General features: G+C 65.9%; 20 protein-coding genes and 1 tRNA gene. 13 read left to right on the plus strand and 8 right to left on the minus strand.

The window, feature by feature from the left end:
* Window positions 1-42: 42 nt before the first annotated feature.
* Entirely contained in the window at window positions 43-774 is a 732-nt protein-coding gene (locus tag AC1RQP_RS33450) for an SDR family NAD(P)-dependent oxidoreductase (RefSeq protein ID WP_492941332.1), read from the minus strand.
* Between the two features lie 392 nt (window positions 775-1,166).
* Here AC1RQP_RS33450 and AC1RQP_RS33455 point away from each other — a divergent pair, with 392 nt between their 5' ends.
* Together AC1RQP_RS33455 and AC1RQP_RS33460 are read left to right on the plus strand one after the other, a co-directional pair.
* On the plus strand, window positions 1,167-1,388 hold the full coding sequence (locus AC1RQP_RS33455) for a hypothetical protein (RefSeq protein WP_492941334.1): 222 nt from the start codon (window positions 1,167-1,169) through the stop codon (window positions 1,386-1,388).
* Window positions 1,389-1,409: 21 nt separating this feature from the next.
* Window positions 1,410-2,363, plus strand: a complete 954-nt coding sequence (locus AC1RQP_RS33460; protein ID WP_492941336.1) for an aliphatic sulfonate ABC transporter substrate-binding protein — start codon at window positions 1,410-1,412, stop codon at window positions 2,361-2,363.
* Between the two features lie 14 nt (window positions 2,364-2,377).
* Here the strand turns inward: AC1RQP_RS33460 and AC1RQP_RS33465 are convergent, their stop codons facing one another.
* The 4 genes from AC1RQP_RS33465 to AC1RQP_RS33480 form a co-directional block, all read right to left on the minus strand.
* Window positions 2,378-2,881, minus strand: a complete 504-nt coding sequence (locus AC1RQP_RS33465) for a DUF6496 domain-containing protein (protein WP_492941338.1) — start codon at window positions 2,879-2,881, stop codon at window positions 2,378-2,380.
* Window positions 2,882-2,949: 68 nt separating this feature from the next.
* Entirely contained in the window at window positions 2,950-3,732 is a 783-nt protein-coding gene (locus tag AC1RQP_RS33470) for an alpha/beta fold hydrolase (RefSeq protein WP_492941340.1), read from the minus strand.
* Between the two features lie 4 nt (window positions 3,733-3,736).
* Window positions 3,737-5,032, minus strand: a complete 1,296-nt coding sequence (locus tag AC1RQP_RS33475) for an O-acetylhomoserine aminocarboxypropyltransferase (protein WP_492941342.1) — start codon at window positions 5,030-5,032, stop codon at window positions 3,737-3,739.
* 81 nt (window positions 5,033-5,113) lie between these two features.
* A complete protein-coding gene (locus AC1RQP_RS33480; protein WP_239627697.1) occupies window positions 5,114-5,914 on the minus strand; it encodes an IclR family transcriptional regulator in 801 nt (266 codons plus the stop codon).
* A 128-nt stretch (window positions 5,915-6,042) separates the two neighbouring features.
* Here AC1RQP_RS33480 and AC1RQP_RS33485 point away from each other — a divergent pair, with 128 nt between their 5' ends.
* From AC1RQP_RS33485 to AC1RQP_RS33510, 6 genes are read left to right on the plus strand one after another with little or no spacing between them, the layout of a single operon-like run.
* Window positions 6,043-7,008, plus strand: coding sequence for a Bug family tripartite tricarboxylate transporter substrate binding protein (locus AC1RQP_RS33485; RefSeq protein ID WP_492941344.1), 966 nt, complete (start codon window positions 6,043-6,045; stop codon window positions 7,006-7,008).
* A 3-nt stretch (window positions 7,009-7,011) separates the two neighbouring features.
* Window positions 7,012-7,629, plus strand: coding sequence for a flavin reductase family protein (locus AC1RQP_RS33490; protein WP_492941346.1), 618 nt, complete (start codon window positions 7,012-7,014; stop codon window positions 7,627-7,629).
* Between the two features lie 53 nt (window positions 7,630-7,682).
* A complete protein-coding gene (locus tag AC1RQP_RS33495) occupies window positions 7,683-8,543 on the plus strand; it encodes a fumarylacetoacetate hydrolase family protein (protein WP_492941348.1) in 861 nt (286 codons plus the stop codon).
* Window positions 8,544-8,546: 3 nt separating this feature from the next.
* Entirely contained in the window at window positions 8,547-9,350 is an 804-nt protein-coding gene (gene hpaH / locus AC1RQP_RS33500) for a 2-oxo-hept-4-ene-1,7-dioate hydratase (protein WP_492941350.1), read from the plus strand.
* A 25-nt stretch (window positions 9,351-9,375) separates the two neighbouring features.
* On the plus strand, window positions 9,376-9,771 hold the full coding sequence (locus tag AC1RQP_RS33505; protein WP_492941352.1) for a RidA family protein: 396 nt from the start codon (window positions 9,376-9,378) through the stop codon (window positions 9,769-9,771).
* 12 nt (window positions 9,772-9,783) lie between these two features.
* Window positions 9,784-10,659: an amidohydrolase family protein gene (locus tag AC1RQP_RS33510; RefSeq protein ID WP_492941354.1), complete on the plus strand. Its 876-nt coding sequence runs from the start codon at window positions 9,784-9,786 to the stop codon at window positions 10,657-10,659.
* Window positions 10,660-10,834: 175 nt separating this feature from the next.
* Here AC1RQP_RS33510 and AC1RQP_RS33515 read toward each other — a convergent pair whose 3' ends face one another.
* Window positions 10,835-11,842: an LLM class flavin-dependent oxidoreductase gene (locus tag AC1RQP_RS33515; protein ID WP_492941356.1), complete on the minus strand. Its 1,008-nt coding sequence runs from the start codon at window positions 11,840-11,842 to the stop codon at window positions 10,835-10,837.
* A gap of 276 nt (window positions 11,843-12,118) precedes the next feature.
* Here AC1RQP_RS33515 and AC1RQP_RS33520 point away from each other — a divergent pair, with 276 nt between their 5' ends.
* The 3 genes from AC1RQP_RS33520 to AC1RQP_RS33530 all read left to right on the plus strand — a co-directional run bounded on the left by AC1RQP_RS33520 (window position 12,119) and on the right by AC1RQP_RS33530 (window position 13,886).
* On the plus strand, window positions 12,119-12,622 hold the full coding sequence (locus tag AC1RQP_RS33520; RefSeq protein WP_239627684.1) for a peptidase associated/transthyretin-like domain-containing protein: 504 nt from the start codon (window positions 12,119-12,121) through the stop codon (window positions 12,620-12,622).
* Between the two features lie 13 nt (window positions 12,623-12,635).
* The gene (locus AC1RQP_RS33525; RefSeq protein ID WP_492941359.1) at window positions 12,636-13,265 is read left to right on the plus strand and encodes a ferric reductase-like transmembrane domain-containing protein; all 630 of its coding nucleotides are present in this window, start codon (window positions 12,636-12,638) and stop codon (window positions 13,263-13,265) included.
* 126 nt (window positions 13,266-13,391) lie between these two features.
* Complete coding sequence (locus AC1RQP_RS33530) at window positions 13,392-13,886, plus strand: Crp/Fnr family transcriptional regulator (protein ID WP_492941361.1); 495 nt, start codon at window positions 13,392-13,394, stop codon at window positions 13,884-13,886.
* Window positions 13,887-14,957: 1,071 nt separating this feature from the next.
* On the opposite strand, the gene AC1RQP_RS33535 is transcribed toward AC1RQP_RS33530, so the two are convergent.
* Window positions 14,958-15,308 (minus strand): RidA family protein, encoded by a 351-nt coding sequence (locus AC1RQP_RS33535; RefSeq protein ID WP_492941363.1) that lies wholly within the window; start codon window positions 15,306-15,308, stop codon window positions 14,958-14,960.
* A 78-nt stretch (window positions 15,309-15,386) separates the two neighbouring features.
* Window positions 15,387-15,461: transfer RNA gene (locus AC1RQP_RS33540), tRNA-Thr, on the minus strand.
* A 317-nt stretch (window positions 15,462-15,778) separates the two neighbouring features.
* On the opposite strand from AC1RQP_RS33540, the gene AC1RQP_RS33545 reads away from it, so the two are divergent.
* Together AC1RQP_RS33545 and AC1RQP_RS33550 are read left to right on the plus strand one after the other, a co-directional pair.
* Window positions 15,779-15,967, plus strand: coding sequence for a hypothetical protein (locus tag AC1RQP_RS33545; RefSeq protein ID WP_492941365.1), 189 nt, complete (start codon window positions 15,779-15,781; stop codon window positions 15,965-15,967).
* Between the two features lie 39 nt (window positions 15,968-16,006).
* Entirely contained in the window at window positions 16,007-17,713 is a 1,707-nt protein-coding gene (locus AC1RQP_RS33550; protein WP_492941367.1) for an FAD-dependent oxidoreductase, read from the plus strand.
* The last annotated feature ends 41 nt before the right edge of the window (window positions 17,714-17,754 follow it).

A 17,754-nucleotide genomic window follows, 5' to 3' on the forward strand; every position in this document is an offset into this window, starting at 1 on the left:
CTTGCCGCAAGCGGGGAGAGGTGAAGGAGACCAGCTGCTTACCTAGTTAAACGCCATCCCGCCGCTGAGCGCCACGGTCTGTCCGGTCATGTATGCGTTGTCGACCAGCAGCATCACCGCTTTCGCCACCTCCTCTGCCGTGCCGAAGCGGCCGAGCGGGATGCGGCTGACGAGCTGGGGCTGGCCGCTCATCATGTCGGTCTCGATCAGCGACGGCGCCACTGCGTTGACGGTGATGCCCTCCTTCACCAGCCGCGCGGCATAGCCTCGCGAGAGGCCTTCCATGCCGGCCTTGGACGCATTGTAGTGCGGGCCTATCGAGCCGGCGCCGCGCGCTGCTCCCGAGGAAATGTTGACGATGCGGCCCCACTTCCTTGATCGCATCGACGGCAACACGGCCTGCGTGCACAGGAAGGCGGATTTCAGGTTGACCAGGATGGTGCGGTCGAAATCGTCTTCGGTGAGATCGTCGATGCCGCGCGTGATGGCGATGCCGGCATTGTTGACGAGGATGTCGATCGGCCCGAGCCCGGCCGTGACGCGCTCGACCATTGCGGCCACGGCCTCGCGCTGCGAGACGTCGGCGGCGACGACGATGGCGCGGCCGCCTTGCTTGCCGATCTCGCCAGCCAGCTGCTCGGCCTGCCCGATCCGCTCGCGGCAATTGATCGCCACGGCGGCGCCCGCTTGGGCCAGCGCGCGACAGACGGCGGCGCCGATTCCGCGCGAGCCGCCAGTCACGAGCGCGGTGCGCCCCTTCAGATCATCAGCCATCTCTGGACCTCCCGAATTGCGTGCGTTTTGGCTCCAGAAGCGTATCATGCCGCCCGTGCGCCTGTGATGAACTCATCGCGAGATGAATCCGTCTGCCAGTGCTTCCGCCGAGAGAAGCGCCCCAGCGCGCCGGCCGTAAATATGGATAGCCATTTCATTGACCGATCGTGACAACCGCTCGATATTCGGAGCATCGAAACTGCTCCTCGAGCTTGATGCCGCGATATGAGAATGGATCACCAGCGTAACCAAGGCGACATGCATGCGTGCATGACGCGGCGCTGTTTCTCCGCGGCAACGGGCGCCTGTTGTCGTTGCTGACCGCCTCCTAGCAGCACCTCACATCGAACATCCCCAAACAGGAACGCCGAGACTTCGGCGAACGAGCAGTCATGTCCCAGACCCCGTCGAATGCCTACATCATCGAAATCCACGACCGTGCCGCCGGCATCATCACGCGAGATGAGCGCGGTTTTCGCTTCTTTTCCTCCGAGCGCCTGTTCGACAGTCTCGAAGGCCGCCAGTTCCGTTCGGCCCGCGACGCCGAACGTGCCGCACGCGCCGTGCTCTCGCAGCGGAGCCGTCGCGCGAGTTCCCCGCTCCTCGCCAGCTGATCTCACCGAAAGGACCGCAACATGATTCCACGACGACATATCCTGACCGCAGCGCTGCTCATCGCCACCGCCGTCGCCGCCCCCGTGCGCGCCGCGGACAAGCCGGCGGAAATCCGCATCGGCACGCAGAAGGGCGGGTTCTTTCCGGCTGTGCGCCAGCGCCAGACGCTCGAGAACGCCTTCAAGCCGCTCGGTATCGAGATCAAGTGGATCGACTTCCAGTTTGGTCCGCCGTTGCTGGAGGCGATCAATGTCGGCAGCGTCGATTTCGGTTTCGTTGGCGATACGCCGCCGATCTTCGCGCAGGCCGGCGGCGCCAAGATCCGCTACGTTGCCGCGGTGAAATCGGAAGGCAACACACAGGCGATCGTGGTGCCGAAGGATTCACCGATCAAGACGCTCGCCGATCTCAAAGGCAAGCGCGTCGCCTTCGGCAAGGGATCCAGTGCGCATAATCTCCTCGTTGCCTCGCTCGAGAAGGCCGGCCTGTCCTGGTCCGACATCACACCGGCGCCGCTCGCGCCGGCGGACGCAACAGCGGCCTTCGTGAAAGGCTCGGTCGAGGCCTGGTCGATCTGGGATCCCTATCTGGCGCTCGCGGAATTGAAGGAGAACGCGCGCGTTCTTGCCTTCGACAAGGATGTCCACAAGCCGAACGCCTATTACATCGCCAACACGGATTTCGTCGAAAAGTATCCCTCGCTGGTCGCCAAGCTCAACGCCAGCTTCGCCTCCGAAGGCGTGTGGGCAGAGACGCATCACGAGGAGGTCGCGAAGGCGCAGTCCGAGGCAACGGGCGTGGACATCGAGGCTGTCCGCCGCTTCGTCAATCGCTCGACCTACAGCGTGGTGCCGCTCGACGCGGAGGTGATCAAGACGCAGCAAGCGGTTGCCGACCGCTTTGCAAAGCTCGGCCTCATCCCGAAGCCGGTCAACGTGTCCGACATCGTCTGGAAATGGACGCCGGGCTCCTGAAGCAGCGCGACTGATCAGCTCCTGCGGCGCGCCCTGGTGCGCGCCGCCTTCTTTGCGGCGGCGGAGCGGACCTTGGCGCCCTTGGTGCGGCTCGCCTTGCGCGCAGCGGTGGAACGTGACGCCGCGGTTCGCCGGCTCGCGGCCCGCTTGCTCTGCTTCGACAGCGCACTGCGTGATGCGGTCGAGCGCGGCTCCTTCTTCAGGACGTTCTCGACCGCACGCGAGACGCGCGGGCGGCGCTTGGGCGTGCGTTTGCCCTGGCCGACCTCATAGGCATATTTGGCGCTGCGGAGCGTCGCCTTCCTGGTGCGCCCCTTGCGTGGCGGCGGCAGATCGACACCGGCGCGGCGTGCCTCGGAAAGGCCGATGGCGATGGCCTGCTTCGTCGAGCGCGCGCCGTGCTTGCCCTTCCTGATCCTGTCGATCTCGTCCTTGACGAATTCGCCGGCCTGCGTGCTCGGCGATTTGCCGGCGCGCTTGTCCTGCCTGGCTTTACGAATGACTTCCTGTCTTGGCATGGTCGAGTTCCCCTTCTTGATTGAGAGGGATATCTCACCGCAACGCGCAAGGCAGAAGATCGATCCAGTCAGTTCCTCAGCGCCGCCAGCAGCTCGTCCGGACGTTCGGCCATGATCATGTGGCCGGCGCCGGGCACCACGACGGTCTTCGCGTGCGGGATCGCGGCCGCAAGCGCCTTGCCCGCCTTCGCCGGCGTCATCATGTCCCGCTCGCCGAGGATCAATGTCGTCGGCACCTTGATGCTCGCCGCGGCGGCAAGCGCATTCGTGTAGGCATTGCAGGCCGACAGATCCTTGAACAGCACGCCGGGCTCGCAGGCCTGAAGCACGGCCTGTGCGCCGCCATGCATCCACAGGCCCGGCGCGAGGCTGCCGCCGAGTTCGGCCTTGAAGCCGAGACCCCAGATCGAGACCATGTCGTTTGCATCCTGCGAACTGGCTTCGGCCGCCTTCAAGAGATCCGGGCCGACCGTCATGGTCGCGGCGGTGCCGATCAGGCTGAGCGCGGCGACCTTGTCGGGATGGCGCGCCGCCGTCTCCAGTGCGATCAGCGAGCCCATGGAATGGCCGATCAGATGCGCCTTCGTGGCGGCTGCTGCATCCAGCAGCGCCGCGGTCCAATCCGCCATCTCCGCGATGCTGCCGAGTGAAGGCCCGGCGGAGCGGCCGTGGCCGGGCAGGTCGGGCGCCAGCACGGTAAAACCGTGATGAGCGAACCAGCGCGTGTGTAGCGCCCAGGTGGAATGGTCGAAGCCGGCGCCGTGGATGAAGACGACCGCGGGCAGCGACTTGTCGAAGTCGCGGCCGCCGGTTGCCGCAAACACTTCAGTGCCGTTGACGGAGAGCTTCATGGCGTCAGACCTTTTGCGAAATGCGCAGCGCTTGGGCGAGATCGTCGATGATGTCGCCTGCCGTCTCGATGCCGACCGACAGCCGCACCAGCTCCTCGCCGATGCCGGCGTCCCTAAGCTGCTCGGCATCCATCTGCTGATGCGTGGTCGAGGCCGGGTGGATCACCAGCGTCTTGGCGTCTCCGACATTGGCGAGATGGCTGATCATGCGCAGCGATTCGATGAACTTGCGCCCCGCCGGTCGGCCGCCCTTGATGCCGAAGGAGACGATCGAGCCGGCGCCGCGCGGCAGCAGAGTCTTTGCGAGCTGATAGTCGGGATGCGTCTCCAGCGAGGGGTGCAGCACCCAGTCGACGGCCTTGCTGGATTTGAGTGCTTCCAGCACGAGATGCGTGTTCTGCATGTGGCGGTCCATGCGCACGGGTAGCGTCTCCACGCCCTGCAGCAGCTGGAACGCGTTGGTCGGCGACAGGCAGGCGCCGAAATCGCGCAAGCCCTCGGTGCGCGCGCGCATGATGAAGGCCGCCGTGCCGAACTGCTCGTCGAAGACGATGCCGTGATAGCCGCCATAGGGCTCGGTCAGCACGCCGAACTTGGAGGACGCCCGCCAGTCGAAGCGGCCGCCGTCGACGATGGCGCCGCCGATCGCGATGCCGTGGCCGCCGATCCATTTGGTCGCCGAATGCATGACGATGTCGGCGCCCAGCTCGATCGGGCGGCTGAGATAGGGCGTGGCAAAGGTGTTGTCGATCAGCAGCGGAATCTTTGCGTCATGCGCGATCGAAGCGACCTTGGGAATGTCGAGCACCTCCAGCCCGGGATTGCCGATGGTCTCGCCGATCACGAGCTTGGTGTTCGGCTTGATGGCGCTGCGGAACGCGTCGAGATCGCGCGGCTTGACGAAAGTGGTGGTGATGCCGAAGCGGGGCAGCGTGTGCGCCAAGAGGTTGATGGTGCCGCCATAGAGCGAGCTCGACGCCACGATATGGTCGCCGGCATTGAGCAGCGTGGCGATCGCCAGATGCAGCGCGGCCATGCCGCTCGCGGTGCAGATGGCGCCGACGCCACCCTCCAGCGCCGCAAGCCGCTCCTCGAGCACGCCCGTGGTCGGATTGGAAATGCGGGTATAGATGTGGCCGGCGCGCTCCAGGTTGAACAGCGCCGCGGCGTGATCGGAATCCTGGAACACGTAGGACGTGGTCTGGTAGATCGGCACCGCCCGGGCGCCGGTCACGGGATCCGGATGCTGGCCCGCATGCAGGCTCAGGGTCTCGAAAGCAGGCGGTTTTGGCGCGGGCATGCGTGGCCTCGTTGGTCGGTCGGCGATGGCGGCTCTTGTGCCATAAAACGGCGCGCCGCGTCAGCCCATTGACAACGCCGCCTAGCCCCGGATCGCCTGCTCGATGGCGCGCGCCTCCCGTAACAGAATCTCCGCGACCTCCTGCTCGCGGCGGGGGCCGAGCCTGGTTCGAACGGCGGAGACCGTGATCGCGGCGGTCGGCTGTCCGTCCGGGGTCTTGATCCAGGTCGAGATCGATTTGGTGCCCTGCACGAGGCCGATCTCTCTCATGTTGTAGCCCCGCCGCCGTGCTGCGGTGACCTGGCTCGTCACGGCACCCACGTCGGTCTGGTAGGCCTCGAACCGCTTCTCGTTGGCTGCAACGATCTTTCGCGCGTCCTGCGCCGGCATTGCGGCAAGGATGGCGACGCCTGCGCTGGAGACGCCGAGCGGCCGGCGCGCGCCGATCTCGATCGACAGCACCTGGATCGGATAGACGCCGATCCGGCGATCGACGCACAGCGTGTCGTTGCCGGTGCGCACCGTCAGGAACAGCGTGTCGCCGATCTCGGCGGACGCGCGCTGCAGCGACGGATTTGCTGCGACCAGCAGCCGCGACGGCCGCGGCCGTGCGAGCGCCAGCTCCGGCACCTGGTTGCCGATGGCGTAGCGGCCGCTCCTGCCATGCCGCTCGACGATGCCTTCCTCGATCAGCACGTGGACGATGCGATGCACGGTCGGGCGGGTGAGGCCGGTGGCCCGGACCACCTCGGCCAATGGCACACCGTCTTCGCGGCCTGCGGCAAGGATGCGCAGCACCGCGAGCGCGCGCCGGATCGCCTGCGCGCCCTGTCGCGGTTCCGCGGCGCCACGGGCGGATTTCGTTGAACGCCTCTTGTCCATAATATGGACAAGAACGCCATAATTCCCTCGACAGGGCAAGCGCGCATCTGGAGATTGCGCTCCGATCGGAATGCCATGCGAAACGTCAGGCATTCGAAGTGAGTTTGTAGCGCTGCCGGGAGGTTAACATGAGATTAATCTGGATTGCCATAGCCGCCGTCACTGCGATGCTGGCGGGGCCGGCGTCGGGCCAGCAATGGCCGGCGCGCAACGTCAAGCTGATCGTGCCTTATCCCGCCGGCGGCAATGTCGACAGCGCCGCGCGCATCGTCGCCGACAAGCTGCAGGAAAAGCTCGGCCAGCCCTTCATCATCGAGAACAAGGCCGGCGCCGGCGGCATGATCGCGGGCGAGGCCTTCGCGAAGTCGGCACCCGACGGCTATACGCTGTTCGTCGGCGCCAACGGCCCGGTGCTGTTCGCGACCGAGATCAACAAGCGCGACGCCTACAACTGGAAGAAGGACTTCCTCCCGATCTCGACGATCTCGATGACGCCGCTGGTGCTCGAGGTGCATCCGTCGGTGCAGGCGACGAACTTCAAGGAGTTCATCGATCTCGCCAAGCGCGAGCCCGGCAAGCTGACCATGGCCTCGCCCGGCCCCGGCACCACCAACCACCTGCTCAGCGAGCTCATGCAGTCGAACCTTGAGCTGCAGTGGGTCACCGCGCATTACCGCGGCAACGCGCCTGCGATCAACGATCTGCTCGGCGGCCAGGTCCAGTTCGCGTTCGACCAGCTCACGGTCAGCCTCCAGCACATCAAGGCCGGCCTGTTCCGCGCGCTCGCGGTCACCAGCCCGCACCGGCTGAAGTCGCTGCCCGACGTGCCGACCTTCGCCGAGCTCGGCTACAAGGATTTCGACGGCCAGACCTTCACCGGCCTGTTCGCGCCCGCGGGCACGCCGGCGCCTGTCGTCGAAAAGCTGCATGAGACGCTGGTTGCGATCCTGAAAGATCCCGCCGTGATCGACAAGTTCGAGAAGCTCGGCGGCGAAGCGACGCCGATGACGCCGGACGAATTCAAGGCCTATCTCGCGCGCGAGGACGCCAAGTGGATTCCGGTCGTGCGCAAGGCCAACATCAGGGCGGATTGATCGATGCGGATCAATCCCGCCGAGCTCGGCGCCGAGCGCATCTACCGGCTGATGACCGGCATCGTGGTGCCGCGCCCGATCGCCTGGGTGACGAGCCTGTCGCGGAGCGGCGTGCTCAACCTCGCCCCGTTCAGCGCCTTCACCTTCGTCTCGCAGAAGCCGCCGATGCTCGCTATCAGCGTCGGCCGCAAGGGCGCCGACTACAAGGACACCGCGCACAACATCCTCGATACCGAGGAATACGTCATCCACATCGCCGACACGCCTCTGATGTCCGCGGTGCACGACAGCTCGGTCGAGCATCCGCCTGAAATCAGCGAGGTCGAGCATCTCGGACTCGAGACGCTGCCCTGCGACCTCATCAAGGTGCGGCGGCTCGCCGCCGCGCCGGTCGCGATGGAGTGCCGCTTCCGGCAGTGCCTCGAGTTCGGCGAGGCCCGCAGCCGGCTGATCGTCGGCGAGGTTGTGATGTTTCATCTGCGCGACGGCCTCGTGAACGACGGCAAGGTCGAGACCAGGGCGCTCGACCCGATCGCGCGGATCGGCGGGCCGCGCTACGCCCGTCTCGGCGAGATCGTGACGCTGAACACCGTGTTCCAGACGCCCAAGTCGAAAGACTGAGCGCGCGGGTCTGTCTCGGGCCCAGCTGCCTCAAGATCATTGGAGGAAATAAAATGCGACTCCTGAGCTATCTCCTGGACGGAGAGCCGCGCTATGGTGCTGCCGTCGAAGGCGGTGTGATCGATCTGACGAAGCGGATCGGCCGCGACTTCTCCGATGTGAAGGCGCTGATCTCAGCCAACGCGCTGTCCGATGCGCAGGAAGCGGCGGCCGGGCAGAAGCCCGACTACCCGCTGGAAAGACTCGTCCTGCTGCCGCCGGTGCTGGCGCCTGAAAAGCTCTGGTGCATCGGCGTCAACTACGCCGAGCGCAACGCCGAATATAAGGACAATTCGGACCTGCCCAAATATCCCAGCCTGTTCGTGCGCAGCATGTCCTCGATGACCGGCTCGGGCCAGCCGATCGAGAAGCCAAACGTCTCGGACCAGCTCGACTATGAGGGCGAGCTGGTCATCGTGATCGGGCAGGGCGGCCGCCACATCCCGCGTGAACAGGCGTGGTCGCACATCTTCGGCATGACGCTGTGCAACGAGGGCACGATCCGCGACTGGCTGCGCCACGGCAAGTTCAACGTCACGCAGGGCAAGAATTTCGACCGCTCCGGCAGCATCGGTCCGTGGATCGTCACTGCGGATGAGCTCGATCCGCGCGGGCCGCTCGACATCATCACGCGCGTCAACGGCGAGGTCCGGCAGCAGGACACCACCGAGCGGCTGATGTTCCCGTTCGATGTCCTGATCTCCTATCTCTCCACCTTCGCGACGCTCAAGCCCGGCGACATGATCGTGACGGGCACGCCGACCGGGGCGGGCGCCCGCTTCGACCCGCCGCGCTGGTTGAAGGTCGGCGACGTCGTCGAGGTCGAGTCGAGCCGCATCGGCGTGCTGCGCAACACCGTGGCGGCGGAGCAATAGATCATGCAGGATGCTGCGACGATCGAACGCCTTGCCGCGCGTCTCGACGAGGCCGAGCGCACCAAGACGCTGATCCCGATGTTCACGAAGGAGTACCCCGACTTCAGCATCGAGGACGCCTACGCCGTGCAGCGCGCCTGGACCAGGCTTCAGCTCGGCCGCGGCCGCGTCATCAAGGGCCACAAGATCGGCCTGACCTCGAAAGCGATGCAGAACGCGGTCGGCATCTCCGAGCCCGATTACGGCGTGCTGTTCGCCGATATGTTCTATGCCGATGCGACGCCGATTCCGTTCGACCGCTTTCACGCGCCGCGCATCGAGGTCGAGCTCGCCTTCGTGCTGAAGGCACCGCTGCGCGGGCCCGACTGCACCATCTTCGACGTGCTCAACGCCACCGACTACGTCACGCCCGCGCTGGAGATCCTGGAGACGCGCATGCATCGCGTCGATCCCGAGACCGGCAAGACGCGCAAGGTCATGGACACCATCTCGGACAATGCGGCCAATGCCGCGCTGGTGCTCGGCGGCCGGCCGATCCGCCCGATGGATGCGGATCTGCGCTGGATCGGCGCGCTGCTGTTCCGCAACGGCGAGGTCGAGGAGACCGGGCTTGCCGCCGGCGTGCTCAATCATCCCGCCAACGGCATCGCCTGGCTCGCCAACCGCCTCGCGCCGCATGACGAGCATCTCGCCGCCGGCGAGGTCGTGCTGGCGGGATCGTTCACGCGGCCCGTCGACATCCGCCGCGGCGACACGTTTCATGCCGACTATGGCACGTTCGGCTCGGTGTCGTGCCAGTTCGTCTGAACCAACAACAAGCAGGGAGCGCACCATGACGGGTCAAACGCGGCGCAAGAGCATCCACATCGGCGGCTTCAAGCACGTCAATCCGATTCCGAACGCCTGCCGCATCGGCAATCTCGTGATGTCGGGCGTCATCCTCGGCCGCGACCCCGCAAGCAATACGATGCCGGAGAGTCTCGACGAGCAGTGCGCCAACATGTTCGCGCACATGAAGGCGACGGTGGAGGCCGCGGGCGGCACCACCGACGACATCATCAAGATGACGGTGTGGCTGAAGGACCGCACGCAGCGCGGCCCCGTCAATGTCGAGTGGCTCAAGATGTTTCCGGACGAGCATTCGCGCCCGGCGCGCCACGCGCTGCCGATGGACAACATGGACGGCGGCGCGCTGGTGCAGTGCGACTTCACCGCCGTGATCGACTGAGGAGTTTTGCGCATGCCGACCTATCTGCCGTTCGATCCCAATCCGCGCCGCCCGGTGAAGGCGCCGCCGCCGAAGACCGTCGACAGCCAGTTTCACGTGCTGGGTCCCATCGACAAATATCCAGAGCGTCCCGGCGCCGCCTATCGGATGCCGACCGCGACCTGGGAAGCGGCGCTGCGCATGCACAAGGCGCTCGGCATCGAGCGCGGCATCATCGTGCAGACCACGACCTACGGCGCCGACCATGCCGTCGTGCTCGACGGTCTCGCTGCGATGGGGCCGAACTATCGCGGCTGCGCCAATGCGCTGGTGTTCGCCGAGGCGAGCGACTCCTACCTCGCCAAACTGCATGATGCAGGCGTGCGCGGCGCGCGCTTCAGCTTCCGCCAGGAACTCGGCGCCGTGCTGTCCGATGCCGATTTCGCCCGCGCGATCGCGCGCATCCGCGAGCTCGGCTGGTACGCCAAGATCCAGCCGGAGAAGGACGGCATCATGTCGAGCGTCGCCAAGTACGAGACGCTCGACGTGCCCGTGCTGATCGACCACATGGCGCGCCCCGATCCCGAAGCCGGCAAGGCCGATCCGAACCTGCGCAAGATGCTCGAGCTGCTCGGCAAGGGCAATTTCTGGGTGATGCTCTCGCTCGGCGAGAAGACCTCGAAGACCGGGGCTCCCTACGACGACGTGATCCCGATCGCGCGCGCCTATATCGAGGCCGCTCCCGATCGCTGCGTCTGGGCCAGCGATTGGCCGCATCCGGTCTCGGTGAAGCAGCCGCCGAACGATGCCGATCTGCTCGAGCTGATGTATCGCTACGCCCCGGACCAGGCGGAGCTTGAGAAGATCCTGGTGCACAATCCGGCCAAGCTGTTCGGCTTTCCGGATTAGAAGGCTCTAAGCTCGCTCGGAAGACGGTGCGCTCCCTCTCCCGCGTGCGGGAGAGGGTTGGGGTGAGGGCTCTCTCCTCTTGGGGATTGTCCCATTGCGGAGATACCCTCTCCCCAACCCTCCCCCGCGAGCGGGGGAGGGAGCGCACCTCCGTCGTCGTAAAAGTCGGGCCTGCTCACACCGCCGGCTGCACCGCCAGCCGGTCCCGCACCTCGGCCGCGATCTCGAACGAGCGCAGCCGCGCGGCGTGGTCGTAGATCTGCCCCGTCGTCATCAGTTCATCCGCGCCGGTCGCTGCGATCAGCGCCTTCAGCTTCTCTTCTACCACGGCCGGCGAGCCCACCGCGGAGCAGGACAGCGACTGGCCGACGCCGGCCTTCTCCGCCGGCGACCACAGCGCGTCCATGTCGTCCACCGGCGGCGGCAGCGGCCCCGGCGTGCCGCGGCGCAGATTGATGAACTGCTGCTGCAGCGACGAGAACATCCGCTGCGCCTCGTCGTCGGTGTCGGCGGCGAACACGTTGACGCCGATCATCGCATAGGGCTTGTCGAGCTGCGCAGAGGGCTCGAACCGCGCGCGATATTCGCGCAGCGCCGGCATCATCATCTGCGGCGCGAAATGCGAGGCGAACGCGAACGGCAGGCCGAGCATCGCGGCAAGCTGCGCGCCGAAGGTGCTCGATCCCAGGATCCACAGCGGCACCTTGGTCCCCATGCCCGGCACGGCGCGGATCGCCTGGTTCGGCTGCACGTCGCCGAGCAGCGCCTGCAATTCCAGCACGTCATGCGGAAAATTCTCGGAGGTGGTGGCGAGGTCGCGCCGTAGCGCCCGTGCCGTGAACTGGTCGGTGCCCGGCGCGCGGCCGAGCCCGAGATCGATCCGCCCGGGATAGAGCGATTCCAGCGTGCCGAACTGCTCGGCGATGACGAGCGGCGAATGGTTCGGCAGCATGATCCCGCCGGAGCCGACGCGGATCGTCTTGGTTCCGCCCGCGACATGCCCGATCACGACCGACGTCGCCGCGCTCGCGATTCCCGTCATGTTGTGATGTTCGGCGAGCCAGAACCGTTTGTAGCCCCACGCCTCGGCATGCCGGGCAAGGTCGAGCGAGTTGCGGAAAGCCTGCGCCGCATCGCCGCCCTGGCGGATGGGAGCGAGGTCGAGCACGGAAAAGGGGATCATATGGGGGGCTGCCGGTGTGGAGGGCTGCGCGATCATGCGCGTTTTGAGGAAAGACATGTAGTGGCAGCGCGCAGGATGGGTAGAGCCCTCGCACGTTTCGTCACCAGGGCTGGTGGGTTCTCCACCACGCGACCCATCCTGCCCGCCATGAGCCGCGACTGCCCCGGATCACAACACTGTTATTGCGACCTATGGCGCCCTTCGTCTCAACTGGGCGTTCTGCGCCTGTTGTTGTAGCTTGCGCGAGCAAGAGCCCCGTTGCCGGGAGGAACTGACATGACCAACGTCGTACTCGACCGCCGCAGCCTCCTCGCCGCCGGCGGCTCCGTCCTCGCAACCGGGGCCTTGGTATCAGCCTTCCCCGGCCTCCTGGTGCCGGCGCGCGCGGACGGCCTCGCACCGACCCAGTCGATGTCGGGCGGGGCGAACAACTACCGCAAGGGCGCGGCGACCGTGGAGCGGATCGGCAAGGGCGGCTTCTGGATGAGCGGCACGGTGCGCCGCGCCGGCGATGGTGCTCCGCTCGCCGGGCAGCGCATCCAGATTTGGGCGCACACGGTCGAAGGGCAGGAGCACGAACCGCAGAGCCACGGCGCCACGCTCACCGACAAGGACGGCAAGTTCCGGCTCGAGATGCCGCAGATTATTCCGATCTTCGGCCAGCCGCACGGCCATCTCGCCTATGACAGTGGTGAATTCAGGACCGTCTTCCTGCGGCCGGTGATGCGGAGCGCCAAGGAAACCAGCCTCGAGGCGCACTTCGTGCTGCAGCCGGCCTGAGCCGACTCTGCAAATGAGGGGATGGAGATCGGCCCGGGCGATCCTGATCTGGGCCGCCCTTGCCTTGGCCATTGGCGTGCCGATCGCCGCGGCTGCGGCAAGCGAGCAGCTCGCATGGCGCGGCCCGGTTTACATCCTCGCCGGTTTCGCAGGCATCGTCGCGCTCGCTCTCGTGCTCGTGCAACCCCTGCTGATCGGCGGATATCTGCCGGGCCTGCCGGCCTATCGCGGACGGCGCGCCCATCACTGGATCGGCGGCGCGCTGGTGCTCGTGGTGGTGATCCACGTCGCCGGCCTCTGGTTCACCAGCCCGCCCGACATGATCGATGCCCTGACCTACGCATCGCCGACGCCGTTCTCCCCCTTCGGCGTGACCGCGATGTGGGCCATCTTCATCGTCGCGCTGCTGGCTCTGCTGCGTCGGCGGTTGGGACTGCGGCTGCGGACCTGGCGCATCGTCCACATTCCGCTTGCGATCGTCATCGTCGCAGGCAGCGTGGTGCATTGCCTGCTGATCGAGGGGACGATGGAAACGATCTCGAAAGCGGCGCTTTGCGCGCTTGTGCTTGCGGCGGCTGCGAAGGTCATGGCTGACCTCTGGAGACGGCGGACGTTGCGCGGCGAGAGTGTTGCGCGGCAGTGAACCGCGCGGAATTGACCGCGCGTCGCAGACCTCCCTGTTCGAGCACATTGGACCTCACTCATTGGGCGGCGTCAGCGTCGGTGCACTCTGCTTGCCGCAGGTGGCGAGGGGCCGTATCTTTGCGTAATGGCCGCCAGCGCTCCCGATCTGAAGGCGTTCCTGCTCGCCACACCGTTCTTCGGCGGTCTCCCGGAGCCGAGCCTCGACCTCCTGATTTCAATGCTGGTCGAGCGCCGCTTCGATGCCGGAGCAACCGTCGTCGCGGAGGGCGAGCCGGGACGCTCGATGTTCATCGTCAAATCCGGTCGGCTGGCGGTGAGCAAACGGGCCGGTTCGGGCAGCGTCATTCCGCTTTCCGGCCTGGAGCCTGGCGATTTCTTCGGCGAGATGACGCTGATCGAAATGCAGAACCGCTCCGCCACGGTGGTCGCGGAGAGCGCGACCGAACTGTACGAGCTGACGGCCCAGAAGCTCTACGCCTGCTACAAGAGAGATATCCACGCCTATGTGATCGTCCTGCAGAACATCAACCGCGAGCTCTGCCGACGGCTGCGACGGGCGGATGAGCGGTTCGCAACACTGCAGGTGGGTGGCTCGATCGATGGTGCGCAGGACGGCTAGAGCTGTTGCGAAACCATCATGTTTCGCCACTGAGCAAGGCTCGATGGGTCCTGGAAATCACGACTTATCGTGCGCGTACTTCTCCAAGACCAGCCGATCATATTCATCTCGCACGGCTCTTCGCGAAACATGCCCTTTCCGGTCTTTGGCGATTTTCAGAAGGTCGGGATCAGTCGGTGCCCTCCGCCTGAATCTCGCAAAGAGCCGGGTCGGAGGTGACGACGTCCTTCCAAACAGCCGGTCAAACCATTCCATGGTGTCCTCCCGGACGGACCGCAGGTTACGACATTATCACCATGAATTCAGGGGTCAAAAGGACAGCGTGACTGCATCTTTGCGAAGAGCGCCGCCGCAAGCGGATATCGATCGCAACGACTTTTGACCCGTCGGGCAAAACACCCGCCTCTCCCAAAATCCCGTCAACCCCCTTCCACGAAAATATTCCACTTTACCGAAATTCGGTTTTGCGGCATTCTCCCGCCATCCCGGTCCAGGGAGAGGGGCGATCGTACGTCGTCACGAACGTGGGCCGGGGTGCGGTGGACGCGGCAGCGCCGGGCACGCGAAGTGGGACCAGGGCGAGATGAACCTCGTGAGGCCCCCGACTGCGTGCGGACGAACGGCGCTCAAGTCCGGCGAAGCCCTCGGGCGGAGCCGGGCCGGCTGCGTACGGCGAAAGCGCGTGGTCCTGACCGTCGTTGCTACGGTCAAGTCTTGCGGAGATGGGTCGGGGCTCAACCGGGTCTCGGGACATCGCCAATTCGCGAGGTGACGGAGGCCAGAAGGAACTCGGCTCCGGGGAGAGCGCGCATAAGCCGTCAAACCATCGCGCAGGGAAGGCCGGGTGTTTTTCCGGCCCACCTGTCGTCCCGCCTGCGCATTTGCGTGTGCAAATTCTTCGCGCGGCGGATCATGGGTGCCAGCCGGCACCCGGCCTTCCCTGCGCTCTCTTCACTTGGAGAGGGTCAAGGAAAACAGCAAAACTCGGACGCTTCGCGCCGCGAGAACGCTGCTTCATGTGTGAGCGCAGGAATGACCGAGCTTTCTCGCCTCGCCGATGCCGCTCGAGGATCAGCGGCGGGCGGCGATCGCCGTCAGCTCCAGCCTGACGCCTGGGCCGAGGTCCGCGACGCCGATGGCGGCACGCGCCGGCAGATGGTCCGCGGTGAAATAGCGCTTCCACACCTGGTTGAACGCCGCCTTGTCGGCGAGATCAGACATGAAGATGGTCACTTGCAGAACGCAGGAAAGGTCGGAGCCGGCCCCATCAAGCAGCGTCTTCAACTGTCGAAGCACATCGTCGGCCTGGCCTGCCATGTCCACACTCACGTCCTCGGGAACGATGCCGCCGAGATAGAGCACGCCGTTATGCTCGACGATCTCGTGGAGCAGTCCTTCATAGGGCAGGGAACGTTTGATCACGATGGCATCCGGGGAGTTGCGGGCTCGCTGGCCAGGCGCAAGGCTTGTTTCAATAAGGCTCGCTTCAATGGGGGAAGCTGGTGCTGCCAGACAGGATTGAACTGTCGACCTCTCCATTACCAATGGAGTGCTCTACCACTGAGCTACGGCAGCATGTGCTGGTGAAAGAATCGGGCGCCCGAGGGGGCCTACCAAGCGGGCCGATATCTGCCACAAGCCCCCCTCCTGTGCAAGCTTGCAAGCCCCGCCGAAACGAGAAAATCGAGCCGATATCGGGGCCAAAATGCCCCATTTGATGGGAAATCACCGACTTCCCGCCGATTCGGGGCTCGATATCCCGGCCAACTGGCCAGTTGCCCGGGACGCTGGACTTGCTCCATTTCGCGTTTCGCACGATCGGATCGCGTCGGCCTCTTGAGCTGCCACACTTCGGTGGCATCCTGTCCCCGATTTCCGTGAATGGACCCTTGATGACCGACCAGAACGACAAGAGCGCGAGCCCGGCGCGGCCGTCCCGCGACGACCGCCTGAAATCGGCGCTGCGCGAGAACCTGAAGCGGCGGAAGGTGCAGGCGCGCGAACGCGCCGCAAGCACCGACCCCTCGCAGAACGACGATGGTTCCCTAAATGAGGGGGCCGCCGGCAAGACCGGTCATTGAAGGCGGGCGGCTGGAATTTTTGGAGTGCATGAGGTGGCCATGGGGCAGGACGAACCGCAACGAACCGACCGTGACGCGCAGCTGTCGCGCTTCATTCGCCCCGAGCAGACCTTTCCGGCGCTGTCACCCGCCGAGATCGAGCGGATCAGGCACTTCGGCGAAATCCGCACCTTCGTGGATGGCGAGTTGCTGTTCGAGACCGGCAAGCCCGGCCCCGGCATGTTCGTCGTGCTGAAGGGCCTTGTCGCGATCACCCAGCGCGACGGGCTCGGTCACGTCACCCCGGTGATCGACCAGGGGCCGGGACAATTCCTGGCCGAGCTCAGCCAGCTCTCCGGCCGGCCTGCGCTGGTCGACGGCCGCGCCGAGGGCGATGTCGAGACGCTGCTGCTGCCGCCGGACCGGCTGCGTGCGCTGCTGGTCGCCGAGGCCGAGCTCGGCGAGCGCATCATGCGGGCGCTGATCCTGCGCCGGGTCAATCTGATCCAGGACGGCGCCGGTGGTCCCGTGCTGATCGGGCCGTCGAACTCCGCCGGCGTGGTGCGGCTGCAGGGGTTCCTCACCCGCAACGGCCAGCCGCATCATCTGCTCGACCCCGATCGCGATCGCGATGCGGCCGAACTGATCGCGCGGTATTTGCCGAAGCCCGAGGACTGGCCGCTGGTCGTCACCGCCGATGGCGCGGTGCTGCGCAACCCGAACGAGACCGAGCTCGCGCGCGCCATCGGCATGATCGGCGGCGCGAAGGGCGACCGCATCTACGACGTTGCGGTCGTCGGTTGCGGACCCGCAGGGCTCGCCACCGCCGTGTATGCCGCGTCCGAAGGGCTGTCGGTCGCGGTGCTCGACACCCGCGCCTTCGGCGGCCAGGCCGGCGCCAGCGCGCGGATCGAGAACTATCTGGGCTTTCCGACCGGCATCTCGGGCCAGGCCCTGACCGCGCGTGCGTTCACCCAGGCGCAGAAATTCGGCGCCGACATCATGATTCCGGTGACGGTGAAGTCGCTGGACTGCACGCGCGGGAATGGCGCATTTTCGGTAACGCTCGAGGGCAGCGATCCCCTGCGCTCGCGCGCGGTGGTGGTCGCGAGCGGCGCGCGCTATCGCAGGCCTGACATCGCGAACCTCGACAAGTTCGAGGGACGCGGCGTCTGGTACTGGGCCTCGCCGGTCGAGGCGCGGCTCTGCGCCGGCGAGGAGGTGGCCCTCGTCGGTGCCGGCAATTCGGCAGGGCAGGCCGCCGTGTTCCTCTCGGGCCATGCCAGACGCGTGCTGATGATCATCCGCGGCGGCGGCCTGGGCGCCAGCATGTCGCGCTATCTCATCGAGCGCATCGAAGCGACGCCGAACATCGAATTGATGTTCAACACCGAGATCACCGCGCTCGAGGGCGACGAGGCCTCGCTGCTGCGGCGCATCCGCTGGAAGAGCCGGTTGTCGGACGACGAGGATTCTGCCGACATCCGCAATCTCTTCCTGTTCGTCGGCGCCGATCCCGCCACCTCCTGGCTCGACGGCTGCGGCGTGACGCTCGATCGCGGCGGCTTCGTCGTGACAGGTGCGCAGTCCGAACAGAACCAGGGCAAGCTGGTGGCGCCGCTGGAAACCTCCGTGCCCGGCGTCTACGCCGTCGGCGACGTCCGCTCCGGCTCGGTCAAGCGCGTCGGCGGCGCCATCGGCGAGGGCGCGCAGGTCGTGGCGTCCCTGCACGGCTATCTCGGCGACGTCGCAAAACCGACGCTTTAGACAAGGAGAAGACAAGCGAATGGCAAGTCAAATGGGACTTG

The sequence above is a fragment of the Bradyrhizobium sp. GW821-FHT13H06 genome, assembly GCF_058803975.1.